This is a genomic window from Bacillus sp. A01H (assembly GCF_045277205.1).
Lineage (GTDB): Bacteria > Bacillota > Bacilli > Bacillales > Bacillaceae_G > Bacillus_A > Bacillus_A paranthracis.
Map to the genome: position 1 here is coordinate 1,870,975 of NZ_CP117702.1, position 15,842 is coordinate 1,886,816.

12 protein-coding genes and 1 pseudogene are annotated in these 15,842 nt (G+C 35.4%); 10 read left to right on the forward strand and 3 right to left on the reverse strand.

What is annotated here, in order from left to right; all coding sequences use genetic code 11:
- The first annotated feature begins 164 nt into the window (after window positions 1–164).
- From PSR14_RS09950 to PSR14_RS09965, 4 genes are all read left to right on the forward strand, one after another.
- Window positions 165–977 (forward strand): polyphosphate kinase 2 family protein, encoded by an 813-nt coding sequence (locus tag PSR14_RS09950; RefSeq protein ID WP_061130804.1) that lies wholly within the window; start codon window positions 165–167, stop codon window positions 975–977.
- A 176-nt stretch (window positions 978–1,153) separates the two neighbouring features.
- Window positions 1,154–1,693 carry a PadR family transcriptional regulator gene (locus PSR14_RS09955; RefSeq protein WP_061131122.1) on the forward strand — a complete coding sequence of 180 codons (540 nt, stop codon included), beginning with the start codon at window positions 1,154–1,156 and terminating at the stop codon, window positions 1,691–1,693.
- 35 nt (window positions 1,694–1,728) lie between these two features.
- Complete coding sequence (locus PSR14_RS09960) at window positions 1,729–3,477, forward strand: MFS transporter (RefSeq protein ID WP_098486997.1); 1,749 nt, start codon at window positions 1,729–1,731, stop codon at window positions 3,475–3,477.
- A gap of 239 nt (window positions 3,478–3,716) precedes the next feature.
- Window positions 3,717–4,955, forward strand: coding sequence for an MFS transporter (locus tag PSR14_RS09965; RefSeq protein ID WP_406644237.1), 1,239 nt, complete (start codon window positions 3,717–3,719; stop codon window positions 4,953–4,955).
- Between the two features lie 43 nt (window positions 4,956–4,998).
- On the opposite strand, the gene PSR14_RS09970 is transcribed toward PSR14_RS09965, so the two are convergent.
- The gene (locus tag PSR14_RS09970; RefSeq protein WP_001983142.1) at window positions 4,999–5,982 is read right to left on the reverse strand and encodes a ketoacyl-ACP synthase III; all 984 of its coding nucleotides are present in this window, start codon (window positions 5,980–5,982) and stop codon (window positions 4,999–5,001) included.
- A 174-nt stretch (window positions 5,983–6,156) separates the two neighbouring features.
- Here PSR14_RS09970 and PSR14_RS09975 point away from each other — a divergent pair, with 174 nt between their 5' ends.
- Window positions 6,157–6,702: a hypothetical protein gene (locus tag PSR14_RS09975; protein WP_000821911.1), complete on the forward strand. Its 546-nt coding sequence runs from the start codon at window positions 6,157–6,159 to the stop codon at window positions 6,700–6,702.
- A 483-nt stretch (window positions 6,703–7,185) separates the two neighbouring features.
- Complete coding sequence (gene hflX / locus PSR14_RS09980) at window positions 7,186–8,445, forward strand: GTPase HflX (RefSeq protein ID WP_000391879.1); 1,260 nt, start codon at window positions 7,186–7,188, stop codon at window positions 8,443–8,445.
- A 41-nt stretch (window positions 8,446–8,486) separates the two neighbouring features.
- On the opposite strand, the pseudogene PSR14_RS09985 reads toward hflX, so the two are convergent.
- A pseudogene (locus PSR14_RS09985) lies at window positions 8,487–10,137 on the reverse strand (peptide ABC transporter substrate-binding protein).
- A gap of 222 nt (window positions 10,138–10,359) precedes the next feature.
- On the opposite strand from PSR14_RS09985, the gene PSR14_RS09990 reads away from it, so the two are divergent.
- From PSR14_RS09990 to PSR14_RS10005, 4 genes are all read left to right on the forward strand, one after another.
- Window positions 10,360–11,571 carry an MFS transporter gene (locus PSR14_RS09990; protein WP_001149408.1) on the forward strand — a complete coding sequence of 404 codons (1,212 nt, stop codon included), beginning with the start codon at window positions 10,360–10,362 and terminating at the stop codon, window positions 11,569–11,571.
- Window positions 11,572–11,581: 10 nt separating this feature from the next.
- Entirely contained in the window at window positions 11,582–12,499 is a 918-nt protein-coding gene (gene cysK, locus PSR14_RS09995) for a cysteine synthase A (RefSeq protein WP_000762261.1), read from the forward strand.
- Between the two features lie 77 nt (window positions 12,500–12,576).
- Entirely contained in the window at window positions 12,577–13,089 is a 513-nt protein-coding gene (locus PSR14_RS10000) for a GNAT family N-acetyltransferase (protein ID WP_000771318.1), read from the forward strand.
- 90 nt (window positions 13,090–13,179) lie between these two features.
- Window positions 13,180–14,004, forward strand: coding sequence for a DUF4037 domain-containing protein (locus PSR14_RS10005; RefSeq protein WP_000523168.1), 825 nt, complete (start codon window positions 13,180–13,182; stop codon window positions 14,002–14,004).
- Window positions 14,005–14,043: 39 nt separating this feature from the next.
- Here the strand turns inward: PSR14_RS10005 and PSR14_RS10010 are convergent, their stop codons facing one another.
- Entirely contained in the window at window positions 14,044–15,678 is a 1,635-nt protein-coding gene (locus tag PSR14_RS10010) for a polysaccharide biosynthesis protein (protein ID WP_000107888.1), read from the reverse strand.
- Window positions 15,679–15,842: the final 164 nt, after the last annotated feature.

Below are 15,842 nucleotides of genomic sequence, written 5' to 3' on the forward strand. Positions count from 1 at the left end.
TTGTTTTTGTAATTAATAATAGGTGTGCTTAAAAATATATTGGTGAAGTTAATTTATCGATATAAAAAAAGTAGAGATTGTTTTTCGAAAAAATTTTTAATTTGAAAAAAATCCCAATGGATATGTTAAAATAACATTGTCATACAACAAGGGGGATTTGTTTTATGGAACATGGATATCTTGCTAAAGTAAATGTAACGAAAAGAATTGAATCGAAATCTAAGTACAATAAGAAACTTGAAAAATATCAAAGGCGCTTATTAGCGTTGCAGCAAATTGTAAAAGAAGAAAAAATTGCAGTTATGCTCGTTATGGAAGGCTGGGATGCGGCTGGAAAAGGTGGGGCGATTAAACGAGTGACGGAACACCTTGATCCGCGTGGATTTCAAGTAAATCCAATTGGAGCACCGGCACCTCATGAGAAACGGTACCATTACTTGCAACGTTTCTGGCGGAAACTACCTCAGTACGGGCAAATTACTATTTTTGATCGCTCGTGGTACGGCCGCGTGTTAGTTGAGCGTGTTGAAGGGTTTGCTACAAAGGAAGAGTGGACGAGAGCGTATGACGAGATTAATGATTTTGAAAAACTATTAACAGATGATCATTATATAATCGGGAAGTTTTTCTATCATATTAGTAAAGATGAACAGTTAAAGAGGTTTAAGGATAGAGAGAACAATCCTTTAAAAAGATGGAAAATTACAGATGAAGATTGGCGTAACCGTGAAAAATGGGACGAGTATGTTGAGGCAATGGAAGACATGTTTGAAAAAACAAATAAGCCTAATGCAAAATGGCAAATAATCGCGAGCAACGATAAATTATACGCACGTTTGAAAACGTTGAAAGTGATTATTTCGTTAATTGAGGATTATTTTGTAGAGCATGGTATAGAATTGCCTTCTTATTATTATGAAATGAAAGAAGGTAAGACGGAAGACTTTGAAACGAATCAAGATGTAGTTGTAAAATAGTACAAGGTTTACATATGAAATATAAAGTAGAGATACCCTGTAATTTTGAACAATAAAATTACAGGGTGTTTTTTATTTAGAAACATTTTACAAATAACAGAATAAGGTATATAATCAATAATCATATTAACATTGTTAATATGATTATTGATTATATACTATGTGGGGGTCTTATTTTGAAAGGAAGAGATGTTGTTTTAGGTTTATTAATGGGAAAAGAATTGTCTGGTTATGATATTAAAATTGTGTTTGAAGATGTATTTACTCATTTCTTTGATGGAAGTTTTGGGATGATCTATCCAACGTTACGTCAGTTGGAAAAAGAGGGGAAAATAAAAAAAGAAGTTGTTATGCAAGAAGGGAAACCGAATAAGAAAATGTACTTTATTACAGATGCAGGGCGTGAAGAGTTTTATCAATACATGCAAACGGATGTAGAGAAAGATGTTTTACGTTCAGATTTTTTAATGAGGATGTATTTCGGTAATTACAGCGATGGTCAGGCGATAAAAAAATGGATTAAGGACGAAATTGAAAGGAAAGAAGCATACATTGCGGATCTACGTCTGAAATATGAAAAGTGGAGAGAAGGTATTACTTTTGTTGAGGAAATTTCACTTGATGTAGGAATCGCATCGTATAGTGCTCAAGTAGAGACTTTGAAAAGAAAACTAGAGCAACTAGAAGCAAAAGAACACAATAAAATGGAAGACTGAAAAAACGTTCATAATAAATAAAGGGGTAGAAGAACATGGAACAATCAAAGGGTATTAAGATTGTCTTTTTAATGTGCTTAGGTATATTTCTTTGTATGATTGATACGACAATTATGAATATAGCTTTACCAGCGATACAAACGAGTGTAAATACTTCATTAGAAAAGATGTCTTGGGTATTAAATGTTTATACAATGACAATAGCTGTACTCGCTATTCCGCTAGGACGGATAGCTGATATTTTTGGGAAAGCAAAGATGTATATTGTTGGTTTGATAATTTTTGGTGGTGGATCAGTACTTTGTGCTTTTGCTAATACGGGCGATTTTCTTATCTTTTCTCGCTTTATACAAAGTGTAGGTGCAGCGATTTTATTTCCAACTAGTATGGTAATTGGCGTATCAGCTATGCCATTAGCAAAGAGGCATGTTGCACTTGCGATTTTGGGAGTAACACAGGGACTATCAGCTGCGATGGGTCCAGTAATAGGTGGAATTATTACACAAAATTTCGGTTGGAGATGGGTGTTCTTCGTAAATGTTCCAATTTGTATTCTTGGAATCATTTTATGCTGCTTTATGCTACAAATAAAAAATGAAGAACGTATTACCTCAAAAATAGATTGGATAGGATTGCTATTAAGTAGCACAGCAATTTTTTCTTTTACTCTCATATTAGTAAAAGGTAATACATGGGGATGGCAAAGTAATATAGCTTTGTTTTGTTATGCAATTAGCACTATTTCTCTTATTCTATTTGTTTTAGTAGAGCGAAAGATTCATAACCCCATGGTGAATTTAAATTTATTTAAAGATCGAATGGTTGTCGGAGCATCTATCGTTGTCATATTAAGTAATGTATTTTTAATTGGAGTTACTGTATTGCTTCCGACGTTCTTGACGAAAATACAAGGTCGAACGGAAATTGAAGCAGCTTTTTTAGTGACACCTATTTCAGCAATGATATTTTTTGTTTCACCAGCTGCAGCAACTTTAATTAAAAAACTCGGAAAAGTAACTATTATTTTATCAGGCTTTCTTGTGATGGGCTTATCTTATTATTGGTTGCAAATGATTGATGTTAATTCAACAAATATAGAAATTATTATTCCATGTATGATATTGGGTGTTGGGTATGGTTTAGTAGTAGGTCCAATTACAGTTTTAAGTGCTTCTTCGTTTGAAGGGGAATTATTAACTGCTTCTCAAAGTGTCGTGTCAATGTTGCGGCAAGTAGGTATTGTTTTAGCGGTCGCAATATTTGTATCTAATTTAACTCACAACTTAACTGTAAATAAAGAGAATGTATATCGTTATGCAGAAGAAAAAGTTCATAATATTCATGTGAGTAGTGCCGAGCAAGCGGAGATATTACAAGTAACAAAGGAAAAAATAGAGAATCAAAGTATAGAAACAAATGTAGAAAAGCATCAAAATGAAACATTTGTAGGGTTAAATAAAGAAAAAAAAGACGAATTAATTCACCAAAAAGTGGATGAAGTATTAAGAGAAGTTCCAGTAGAATATAGAGATGTAAAAAGAGAAGAAGTTATGAGTCAAGTGACAAATGAAGTTAAAAAACAAGAAGAAAGTGTAAAGAAAGAAGTACTAGCATTTTCGAATGATGTGAATCATTATGCTAAGAATCAGATGGCTATGAGTTTTACAGATTTATATAAAGCAAGTGTGCCAATTATTTTAATTTGTGCTTTAGTAAGTTTGTTATTTTCGGAAAGAAAGGCTTTGAGTAAAAAGAAAAGTGGAAGAGTAGTAGAGGAAGTGTAAAGAAAACAGGCTAATAGCAGCCTGTTTTTTGTTTTCCGATTACATATTGTGAATGGTAGTATTTTTAATATAGCATGAGAGAAGTCGAGTTCGGTTAGAAAGTTTTTTAGAATGAAAGAGAAGAATGGAAATTGGCATTGAATATGTAACGTTAAACATAGTACATTAACAAGAGGGTTTAATTTTAAAGGGAGGATGAAGAATTGTTACATAAGGCGGGGGCTTTAATAAGTAATCGTATGTATACAGAGGAAGAGCAACAAAAATTATACAAAAGAACGTTAATAATCGTAAGTATTTCACAAATGTTCGGCGGAGCTGGGTTAGCTGCTGGGATTACAGTAGGTGCACTTCTTGCGCAGCAAATGCTTGGGACAGATGCATTTGCAGGTTTACCGGCTGCTATGTTTACGATGGGATCTGCGATAGCGGCTTTCTTTGTTGGGAAGTTATCGCAAAAGTATGGTCGCCGCGTAGGGCTTGCAGCGGGTTTTATAGTAGGTGGACTAGGGGCTATTGGAGTTGTATTGGCAGCTTTAATAAATAGTATTATTCTTTTACTAGTTTCTTTACTCATATATGGCGCGGGCACAGCTACAAATTTACAAGCGCGTTATGCTGGAACGGATTTAGCGAATAAGAAGCAAAGAGCAACTGCCATTAGTATTACGATGGTAATGACGACTTTTGGTGCAGTCGCAGGTCCAAATTTAGTAGGTGTAATGGGAAGGTTTGCTCATTCAATTGGAATTCCTGAACTTGCTGGCCCATTCATATTATCAGCGGCGGCGTTTATACTGGCGGGTCTTGTCCTTTTTGTTATGCTACGTCCAGATCCGTTACTTATTGCTAATATGATAGAATCATATAAACAAGAACATACATATAAAGGGCAAGCGGTAATAGAAGAAGCGAAAGAAAATAAAAGAGGCATTACAGTTGGAGCTATCGTAATGATACTTACGCAAATCGTGATGGTTGCGATTATGACGATGACGCCAGTTCATATGGGACACCACGGTCATGCTTTAAGTGCAATAGGTCTTGTAATTGGTTTTCATGTAGGTGCAATGTATCTTCCATCTCTCGTTACAGGAATATTAATTGATAAAATTGGCAGAACTACGATGAGTATAGCTGGTGGAGTAATCTTATTAGCAGCAGGTGTCATAGCTGCGATAGCGCCGAGTGATTCTTTAATACTATTAATCGTTGCTTTGTCTTTACTTGGATTAGGGTGGAACCTCGGTTTAATCAGTGGTACTGCTCAAATTGTTGATGCAACTATACCTTCCACACGTGCAAAAACACAAGGGAAGATAGATGTGTTTATTGCGTTAGCTGGAGCTTCTGGTGGAGCGATGTCAGGAATGGTAGTAGCGAATTCAAGTTATGCGGCATTGTCATTAGCTGGAGGAGTGTTAGCTTTCATGCTGATTCCTGTTGTGATATGGTCTCAAAAAGGAGAAAGAAATTAAAGAAGAGGTTCTAGTTATTGACTAGAACCTCTTTTTCATGCATTTAACTTAAATCCCACTCCACAATAAGACCTAAATGCGTAAGACCACCACCAAATCCGTACAGTAAAAGTGTGTCTCCGTTATTTAATTTCCCTTCTTTTCTAGCTAAATCTAGAGCGAGTGGAATAGAGACAGAAGATGTATTCCCCATATATTCCACGCTCGTTAATGTTTTTTGTATTGGAATTTGAGATTTTTCACAAATAGATTCAATCATGCGTAAGTTAGCGCTATGAGGAATGAGCCAGTCTATATCATCTATTTGCATATTTGCAGTATGTAATAGTTCTTTTATACCTGCTGGCACCGTACGTGTTGCCCATTTATATACTTCTCTTCCATTTTGAACGATTTTTTCATTTGTTTGCAGTGGGGTGTCATTCATAGTAGTAGATAAGTTTGTTCTATATAGATGAATACCGCCGTGCCCATTTGTGCCCATATGATATGCGATAAAGCTTGGTTTGTTTTCATCTCTTTCTAATAAAATAGCTCCAGCACCATCGCCAAATAAAATGCAGGTCGTTCTATCGGTGTAATCAGTAACCTTTGATAATGTCTCTGTCGCTACGACAAGTACTTTTTTATGTGATCCAGAAGTAATCAAGCTATTACCGACGTGCAAGCCATATGTGAAACCAGCGCAAGTGGCATTTAAATCAAATGCCATTGTATGAGGTATGTTGAAGTATTGTTGTATTTGGCAAGCAACACTAGGGAAAACGTAATCAGCAGTAGTAGTAGCGACAATGATACAGTCGACATCTTCTAAGTTTTTCTTATATGTTGTACATAAATTTTCAACTGCTTTAATGGCTAAGTTTGAGGAGTATTCATCTTCGCTAGCGATTCTTCTTTCCTTCATTCCTGTTCTTTGTACAATCCATTCATCATTCGTATCGATCATTTTTTCTAAATCATTATTAGATAATATTTGATTTGGAACATGAGTGCCAATTGCAGTGATACGGGATTTAGAATTCATAGGAACAGCTCCTAACTTTATTTTATAACCTGATACTAATATCAGGTTATAAAAATGTAAATATAGATTTTTAGTGTATTGAACGACTTAGCTTACTATGAAGGAATTTAGCGAGTGTTGTAAAAATAATATACGAGAAGTTTCTAAAATTGATAATGAAGGGAGTTGGGCTCCTTGAAAAGAATTTTACGTATGTTGCCTTTTGTCATTATTTGTAGCTTTATTTTTATTATTTTTCCAGAGAAATCTTATGCTTGTGATTGTATTAACGTATCAGCAGAAGAGGCTTTTCAAAAAAACGATGTAGTGTTTGAGGGACAAGTAATTGAGGTTGGAAGGAAAGAAGGAGGTGGAATTGAAGTATTATTTGAAGTGAAGAAAATTTGGAAAGGGACAAATTCTTCGCAAATTATTGTATATACAAATGGTGGTGATTGTGTGTTTCATTTTGTGGAAGGAGGAGAGTACTTAATATATTCTTCTCAAAGAGGATCTGAAAAACAATTACACACAAATAGTTGTAGTGGAACGAAGAGATTAGATGAGGCAGGGGCGGACAAAGTGGCTTTACGTCAAATTGCAAAAGAGTCTGTTCCAACGAAGAAAGTGGATTTAAAAGGGGAGATGGTGAGCGGTTTCAGTTGGTGGCAAGTTGCTATCATTTCCATTTGTCTATTATTAATCATTGTTTTTGTTGTGAGAAGAACTCGCAAAAAATGACGATTAAAGTAAATATATAAAGATTTTCTTTCTGTTTCTATAGGTGGTTTAATCTTGTGAAAGCGAATTACTTATGCTACACTTTATGTAACTTAAAATGAACGGAGGGGCTTCTTTTGATCTTAATCAGATTACGTCTCAATACTTTGTGCCAATAATTGAATAGCGCTCAAAGGCTCTGTCTGTGTGCAGAGTGAACGGGATTGGTCTGCCTATTTTAAAGGAACCCTTTATTAAGCTTATATGTGAAAAAGAGGGAGGGACGAATACGCCCTCTTTTTGTTTTGCCTTTATAAATAGAATGGGATTGTATAGGTGAACACTTATAGTGGATACGCATACGATCTTGGGACTTTTTAACTATGAGATAGGATGAAAGCACAACTTTCTTCTATTTCTTTGGTGAACCCTTATCCGTTTACGAAAACACAGGCAGCGACCTGTGTTTTTTATTTTACGTAATCGAAATGGAGGAATAAATATATGGAAGAATTATTACAAAGAGCAGTTTTAGTTGGAGTAAATTTAGGTAATGAGGATGATTTTGCATATTCGATGGAAGAGCTAACGAATCTTGCAGAAGCTTGTGATGTAGAGGTAATTGGACAAGTGACGCAAAATTTGCAACGTGTAAATCCATCCCATTATATTGGAAAAGGAAAGATTGAAGAAGTAGCAGCCTATGTAAATGAAGTAGATGCGAATATGGTCATCTTTAATGACGAATTATCTCCTTCGCAAATTCGAAATTTAGAAGCGGATTTAGATTGTAAAGTAATTGACCGTACCATATTAATTTTAGATATTTTTGCGCAACGTGCGAAAACGAAGGAAGCGCAGCTGCAAGTAGAGGTGGCCCACCTTCAGTATATGATGCCTCGTTTAATTGGTCTTCGTGAGTCGTTAGGAAGACAGAGCGGCGGTGTTGGTACGAAAAATAAAGGTGTCGGTGAGAAGAAATTAGAGTTGGATCGTCGTAAAATTGAAGAACAAATTTCAGTTTTAAATAAAGATTTAGAAGCTCTTGTTGCGCAGCGTCAAACGCAGCGAAAACAACGTAAGAAAAATGAAATTCCTGTTGTAGCATTAGTAGGTTATACGAACGCAGGAAAATCAACGACGATGAATGCGATGCTTGAAATTTATAATGGGACAGAAGAAAAACAAGTATTTGAAAAAGATATGTTATTCGCGACGTTAGAAACATCGGTGCGAAATATTGATTTACCAGATAATAAATCATTCTTATTAACAGATACAGTTGGATTTGTAAGTAAATTACCACATCATCTTGTGAAAGCATTCCGTTCAACGTTAGAAGAAGTAGCGGAAGCAGACTTACTTATTCACGTTGTAGATTATGCAAATCCGAATTATGAACAGTTAATTGATATTACAAATGAAACGTTAAAGAAAATTGGAGTAGAAAATATTCCAACAATCTATGCTTATAACAAATCAGATATGGTAGATGTTGAAATTCCGAAAGTACAAGAAGACCGTGTTTATTTATCGGCGAAGAAACATGTTGGAATAAAAGAGCTTGTCGAAATGATTCGCTCACACATTTATAAAGAGTATACGAAGTGTGAAATGTTAATTCCGTATGATCAAGGGCAGGTAGTTTCTTATTTCAATACTCATGCGCACGTTCTATCTACGAGTTATGAAAACGAAGGTACGAAACTAGAAGTGGAATGTAAGACGAGCGATTACGAAAAGTATAAGCGTTTTGCAATTTAATAAAGAAGGCGATCCTAATATGTTTTAGGATCGCCTTTTTCTTATTCCGTAATAGAGGCCCACTTATAAGAATAAATTCCTGCAAATGGACGAACAACAACACCTTTTACTGTTGGGCGTTCTAAATATACAAGTCCTGATTGGAAGATTGGAGCGATAGCTGCATCATCTTCAAGTAAGATTTTCTCTGCATCTTGGAACGCTTTCCAACGTGCTGGTAAGTCAGTTACTAAAGTAGAGCTCGTTTTCTCAATTAATTCGTCGTATTGTTTGTTTGAGTAACTCATCTTATTAAACGGTCCGTCTGTGACGAACATATTTAAAAATGTTGTAGGATCAGGATAATCTGGTCCCCATGTAGAAAGTGAAATTTCAAAATCACCATTTCCTTCACGATCTAAAAATGCTTTTACTGGAAGTGGTTGTAATGTGATTTTTAATCCAGGTAAGTTTTTCTCCAGTTCACCTTTTAAAAACTCACTAATTTTTTTATCGTTAGATTCATCAGTTGTTATGATTGAAAGAGAAGCGTTTTGTAAATTTGTTTCTTTTTTCGCAGTTTCCCATAGTGTTTTAGCTTCTTTCACATTTGTTTCTACTTTTACATGACTTGTACTGCGAAAATCTTTATTGTCAGGTCCTTTTACGAATCCTTTTGGAACGAATGCATTCGCAGGTATAGAACCATTGTTTAAAATCGTTGTTGCGATTCCTTGTTTATCAAAAGCAAGCGAAATAGCTTTACGAGCATTTTTGTTTGCTAATAAAGGGTTCTTTTGACTAAATCGGAAAAATGTCACAGAAGGACGTTCCATTTTCTTTAAGCTCGGATCTTTTTGATATTTATCAACAAACTCTGAATTGATCGTAATACGGTCTACTTGTTTACTTTCAAATAAATTAACGGCTGTTGAAGTATCTTTTACGATATTTACATTAATTTCATTTAATTTCATTTAATTTCACATTTTTATTATCCCAGTAGTTCGGGTTTTTTGTCATTTTATAACTTGTATCATGTTTCCATTCACTTAATTGGAAAGGTCCGTTATAAACTACATTTGCAGCTTCAAGTCCGTAATTTTTCCCTTGTGCTTCTACAACCTTTTTGTTTTGAGGATAAAATGTTGCAAATCCCATTAAACCTAAAAAGTATGGAACAGGGTGTTCTAACTGTACTTCAAGAGTTTTATTATCAATCGCCTTTACACCAAATGAATCAATTGGCAATTCTTTTTTATTTATTTTTTCAGCGTTTTTAATATCGAACATAATATGTGCGTATTCAGAAGCAGTTTCTGGATTAACGGCCCGTTTCCATGCATATTCAAAATCATGGGCAGTTACTGGATCGCCATTTGACCATTTTGAATCGTGTAATGTAAATGTATATGTTTTTCCGTCTTCGCTCAGTTTGTATGATTCAGCTGCTGCAGGAACAGGTTTATTGTCAGGACCAGGCATATATAATCCTTCCATTACGTTGTTTAATGCAGCGTAAGAAAACCCATCGGTTGCGATAGATGAATCAAGTGTAGAAATTTCCCCAGCTTCTACAATGTTTAATACTTGTTTCGAAGATTCTTTTTTCTTCTCTCCGGTAGTTGTTGCCTCTTGTTTTTGACCACATGCTGTTAAAAACATAGATAATGTGATTGAGAGTGCAACGATTCCCTTTGTTTTTTTCTTCATAGTTGTCATCCTTTCCTTCATCTCTGCCTTAGTATAAAAGAAAATATAGAAAATTTCTATAAATAAATCCGATAAAGCATATAGAAAAAATATATTATTTAAAAGGTGATATTTCTGGAAAAAGAAATGAAACCATTATAGAATAGAAATGTTTCAAAAGTCAGAATTTATTACACCTACTGTAATAAATATATATTTTGTACAGGAAGGAGAGATTCACATATGCAGGCAGTTTCGCAAAAAAACAGAGTAGAAACACCGACAATATATCGAATATTATTTGCGATTAGTTTCGGTCATTTTTTAAATGATTCGATGCAAGCAGTTGTGCCCGCGTTGTTTCCTATTTTGGAAAAAACGATGAATTTATCCTATATGCAAGTAGGGTGGATTGCGTTTGCGTTAAATATGACATCATCGATTATGCAACCGGTTTTTGGTATGTATTCGGATAAGAAGCCGTCACCATTTTTATTACCGCTCGGTATGTTTTCGAGTATGCTTGGGATGATTGGACTCGCGTTTGCACCGAACTTTATTATTGTTATTATTTCTGTTTTATTTATCGGATTAGGTTCCGCAGTCTTTCATCCAGAAGGCGCCCGAGTTGCTTATATGGCAGCAGGGACGAAACGAGGTTTAGCGCAAGCGATTTATCAAGTGGGAGGAAATACAGGTAATTCTCTAGCTCCTATTTTTACAGCGTTAATTTTCGTTCCGCTTGGACAAATTGGTTCTTTAGGTTTTACAGCCTTTGCGGCGGTAGGAATTGTATTATTAATTTTCGTATCAAATTGGTATAGGAATGAATTAGCGACTGGCGCTGTGAGGAGAAAAAAGAGGGCTGCGCTTGAGGCGGAAAATGCGATTGTAAGTACACATATTAAATTTGTTATTTTACTTCTTGTTTTTCTTACTTTTGTACGATCTTGGTACGGTGCTGGTATTGGGAACTTTTATCAATTTTACTTAATTGAGCATTACGGTTTATCGATAAAAAATGCTCAGTATTTCGTATTCGCATTTATGATTGCTGGTGTGTTAGGAACCTTCTTTGGTGGACCGTTAGCAGATCGATTTGGAAAGAAAACAATTATTGTATTTTCAATGCTAGGTTCAGCCCCACTTGCACTTTTATTACCCCACGTTTCGCTCGTATGGGTCATACCGCTATTTTTATGTATCGGTTTTATTAGTTCGAGTAGTTTTAGTGTAATTGTTGTATATGCGCAAGAGCTTGTTCCTGGAAAAGTAGGAATGGTATCTGGATTAATTGTAGGGCTTGCGTTTGGACTCGGCGCTTTAGGCTCTGTAGTTCTTGGGAAATTGGCTGACATATATAGTCTACAATTCATTATGTTACTATGTAGTTGTCTACCATTAATTGGACTTACTTCTTGGTTATTACCAAGTGATAAGAAAACGATAGAATAGGGGATGCACTATGAAATTATGTGAAAATGTTACAGAATTAATAGGAGATACACCTGTCGTCCGTTTATCTAAATTTATTCCAGAAGACGCAGCAGATGTGTATGTAAAACTAGAAATGTTTAATCCATCACGCAGTGTGAAAGACCGTGCTGCCTATAATTTATTGCACGTTGCAGAAGAGAATGGTCTTATCAAACCAGGAGATACAATTATTGAGCCAACAAGTGGTAATACAGGAATTGGTTTAGCGATGAACGCGGCTGCGAAAGGATATAAAGCGATTTTAATTATGCCGGACAATATGTCAAAAGAGCGTATAAATTTATTGAAAGCATACGGTGCAGAAGTAGTTTTAACACCGGCAGAACAAAGAATGCCAGGAGCAATTGCGAAGGCGTTAGAATTGCAAGAGAAAATTCCAAATAGTTTTATTCCGCAGCAATTTGAAAATCCAGCAAACCCGAATATTCATCGTTATACAACTGCACTTGAAATTTATGAACAAATGGATGGAGAGCTTGATGCATTTGTAGCAACGGCAGGAACAGGCGGAACGATTACTGGGACTGGTGAAACGTTAAAAGAGAAACTACCCAATTTATATGTTGCAGTAGTAGAACCGAAAGGATCTCCTGTTTTATCCGGAGGTGTTCCAGGTCCTCATAAACTAGTAGGAACAAGTCCAGGGTTTATCCCGAAAAACTTAAATACGGAAGTGTATAACGAAATTATTCAAATTGCAGACGAAGAGGCTTTAACGACAATGAGAAACTTAGCTAGACAAGAGGGATTATTAGTTGGGCCGTCTTCTGGTGCTTCTGTTTACGCAGCGATTATGATTGCGAAACGATTAGGTGCTGGTAAAAAAGTTTTATGTATTGCACCTGATACAGGTGAGCGTTATTTGAGTATGGGATTATTTGAATGAAAATGATAGAAACCCCTTAATGGTGAAAGAGAGCTATTAAGGGGTTTGTTGTAGGTTATTTAGAGAGGAGAAGCACAATGAAACTATTAAAACCAACATATGAATATAGCAAACAAATTATGGAGTATCGCGATGCGTTTTTACATGCTGATGAACAACCACACGGCAGTAGTTCTTTACAAAATTTTGATTCTCTCGATGAATGGTTTGAAAAAGTGAGTATACAAGAAGCGGGAGAAAACTTACAAGGTAATCGAGTACCGTCTAGCCAATTTTTAAGTTTTGAAAAAGGGGAACTTATAGGTTTTGTAAATATTAGACATCGACTAAACTCAGAATTATTGCGGGAAAGTGGTCATATTGGATATAGTGTCCATCCAAATAAACGTCGCCAAGGTTACGCTACAAAACAACTACAATTTGCATTGGATGAAGCACAAAAATTAGGATTGCAGAAAGTGTTAATAACTTGTGATAAAGCTAATATCGCTTCGGCTAAAACGATTCAAAAGGTTGGCGGTGTGTTAGAAAATGAAGTAGTTTCTTCTCATACTGGGGAAATTGTACAACGTTATTGGGTAGAAATATGATGTAGTGGAACTTTAAAAAGGGAATAAAATGTGTAATATCGAAATAAATAAAAGAAGTAAGGCTGTAATGCAATTATAGGGGGAAATGAAGTGGGATTAAAAGAGAAAGCAATAGAAATGTCAGAGATTTATAGGAAGAACCCAAAAGTGGAGGCTATTATTTTAGCCGGTTCAGTAGCTAGAAAGCTAGAAGATGAACATTCAGATATAGAACTACATATTTTATGGTCAATGCCACCAGAGAATGAGGATCGTAAAGGGCCTATTAACTATATTGGTGGAACAATTTTGTCATATCATCCTTATGAGGAAGAAGAATGGTCGGAAACGTATTTGACGAAAGAAGGAATTAAATTAGAGATTAGTAACTTTTTAACAGAAACAGTAGAGAAAGTGATTTCGGATGTGGTGGATCAATATGATATAAGTTATGAAAAACAATGTATTGTATCATCCGTGCATGACGGTGTTAGTTTGTATGGAGAAGAGAAAGTACATGCATTAAAAGATAGAGTGGTAGCATATCCAGAAAATCTAGCGAAACGGATGATTTCAGAAAATCTTTGGTTAAGCAATCGCTGGCATAATCGAGAGGCACTTTTAAAACGAAAAGACTGGCTTATGCTATATGATGTTATTTGTGAAGCACAAAGGAATATATTTGGGGTCTTATTTGGTTTGAATAAAATGTATGTACATCACCCGGCGTTTAAATGGATGCCATATAATGTGGAACGAATGATTATTAAGCCTGAAAACTTATATGAGCGTATGGCGAATGCTTTAATAGGGAAACCGGAGTATAGTGTACAGGAGTTAGAAGTGTTAATCGAGGAGCTATTACAGTTAGTAGAACACCATGCTCCAGAATTACATATTACGGAACAACAAAAACATATTCAATATGCGAAGTGAAAAAGAAGGGATGTAACAACGAGTTACATCCCTTCTTTTTTATTTGATTAATTTACCTAATACTGGTAATTGTTGAATCTTATCACCGAGAATATGTGAAGCAAGTCCACTTGTTAATACGAATAAAAGGTAAACAATCCCTCCTGCAGCGCCACATATAACGACAATGAGAAGTGATTCGATATAAGATTGTCCAGGAATTAACCATGTCAAAATTGCTTTTAATGCCATCACAACAGCAGACATTGCTGCGGAGTAAATTGTAATAAGAAATACTGTTTTTGCTGTCTCACCAATTTTAAATTTCGCAAACTTAACGATGCAGTACAACATAATACTATTGGAAACGAGGTATCCAAGAATGGTTCCAAGTACAGCACCGTGTCCGCCAAATAAATGTAAGAGCGGTGTATTTACTACAACTTTAACGAGAATTCCGGCTGAGAATGCAATCATTGTTTTTCGTTGATAATCGATTCCTTGTAAAATAGCTGCTGAAACTGTGAAAATCGCACTTAATATAGCAGACGGTGCGAATGAAATTAAATATTGTGATCCACCAAGTGCGATTTCAGGATTTACATAAACCATGCGGAATGCATCGTAAGCGATGCTAGCAAGACCAAATGCAGCCGGGATTGTGAAGAATAACAAGACTTGAAATATCTTTGAAATTTGTTCTTGTAATTCTTCTAATTTCCCGCTTGTATAAGATTTCGTTATAGCCGGAATGATCGTTAAGGAGAATCCAGTTGCAAGTGAAGCTGGAATCATAATTAACTTTTGGGCATAGTTCGTTATATAAGCGAAAACTGCATTTGCTGTTTCTAACGGCTCTCCCATCGCTCTAAGGACATCAGCTACAGTATATTGATCTACTAACGTGTAGAGTGGAATTGCGATGCCGACAAATACAATTGGGATGGCATATCGAAGTAATTCTATATAAATATTTTTTAATGGAATATTGGATGCTCTTGATTTTAATTCACCTTCGGGAGGTTTTAACCCATTATATTTTTTCCAGTACATCATTAAAATAGAGACGCTTGCAAGTGCTCCGATAACAGCTCCAAACGTAGCAACTGCAACAGAAGAGGCTACGGAACCTCCTAATAGTTTTGAGACGATAAAGCTACCAACTAAAATGAAAACAACGCGTGCAATTTGTTCTACGACTTGAGAAACAGCGCTTGGTTTCATATGTTGAAATCCTTGGAAATAACCACGTGTAACACTCATAGCTGGTACGATAATAAGTGCAAAACTTAATGCTCGCATCGTAAGTGTTACGTCAGAGATAAATTGTGGATCTGGCGTTTTCGAGCGAATAATAAATTGTGATATGTAGGGTGCTCCAATAAATAAAACTAAAAACCCTAAAAATCCCATAAACAACATTAATTTTACGCTAGAGTTGTATAATTTTTTGCTTGTACTATAATCACCAAGCGCATTATGCTTTGCAACGAATTTGGAAACGGCAATAGGGATACCGGCAGTTGAAAAGCTTAATAAAATTCCGTACCAAGAGTATGCATATCCATATAAAGCGACCCCTTGTGTTCCGACTAATAGTTGAAAAGGGAAGAAGTATATAAAACCTAATATACGTGAAATCATTGTTGCGCCGCTTAATAAAGCAGTTCCTTTTAAAACTTTTGAAGTAGACAAAATTCTTTCCTCCTACTCGTGCTGTCTTACGTTTATCGTATATTACTATAAACCTGTTAGAGTAGTTAATATAGTATGGAACATAAATATTCTAATATTATCCACTTAAAAGTCATATTTTACATTTTCAAATAGAATGTAATACGTAAAAATTCAAAATATAA

Bases quoted from the DNA above. Each gene is read 5' to 3' on its own strand.
- PSR14_RS09970 (WP_001983142.1), bottom strand. From the start codon at position 5,982: ATGAATTCTAAATCCCGTATCACTGCAATTGGCACTCATGTTCCAAAT.
- PSR14_RS09965 (WP_406644237.1), top strand. From the start codon at position 3,717: ATGTATACAGAGGAAGAGCAACAAAAATTATACAAAAGAACGTTAATA.
- PSR14_RS09950 (WP_061130804.1), top strand. From the start codon at position 165: ATGGAACATGGATATCTTGCTAAAGTAAATGTAACGAAAAGAATTGAA.
- PSR14_RS09990 (WP_001149408.1), top strand. From the start codon at position 10,360: ATGCAGGCAGTTTCGCAAAAAAACAGAGTAGAAACACCGACAATATAT.
- PSR14_RS10000 (WP_000771318.1), top strand. From the start codon at position 12,577: ATGAAACTATTAAAACCAACATATGAATATAGCAAACAAATTATGGAG.
- hflX (WP_000391879.1), top strand. From the start codon at position 7,186: ATGGAAGAATTATTACAAAGAGCAGTTTTAGTTGGAGTAAATTTAGGT.
- cysK (WP_000762261.1), top strand. From the start codon at position 11,582: ATGAAATTATGTGAAAATGTTACAGAATTAATAGGAGATACACCTGTC.
- PSR14_RS09960 (WP_098486997.1), top strand. From the start codon at position 1,729: ATGGAACAATCAAAGGGTATTAAGATTGTCTTTTTAATGTGCTTAGGT.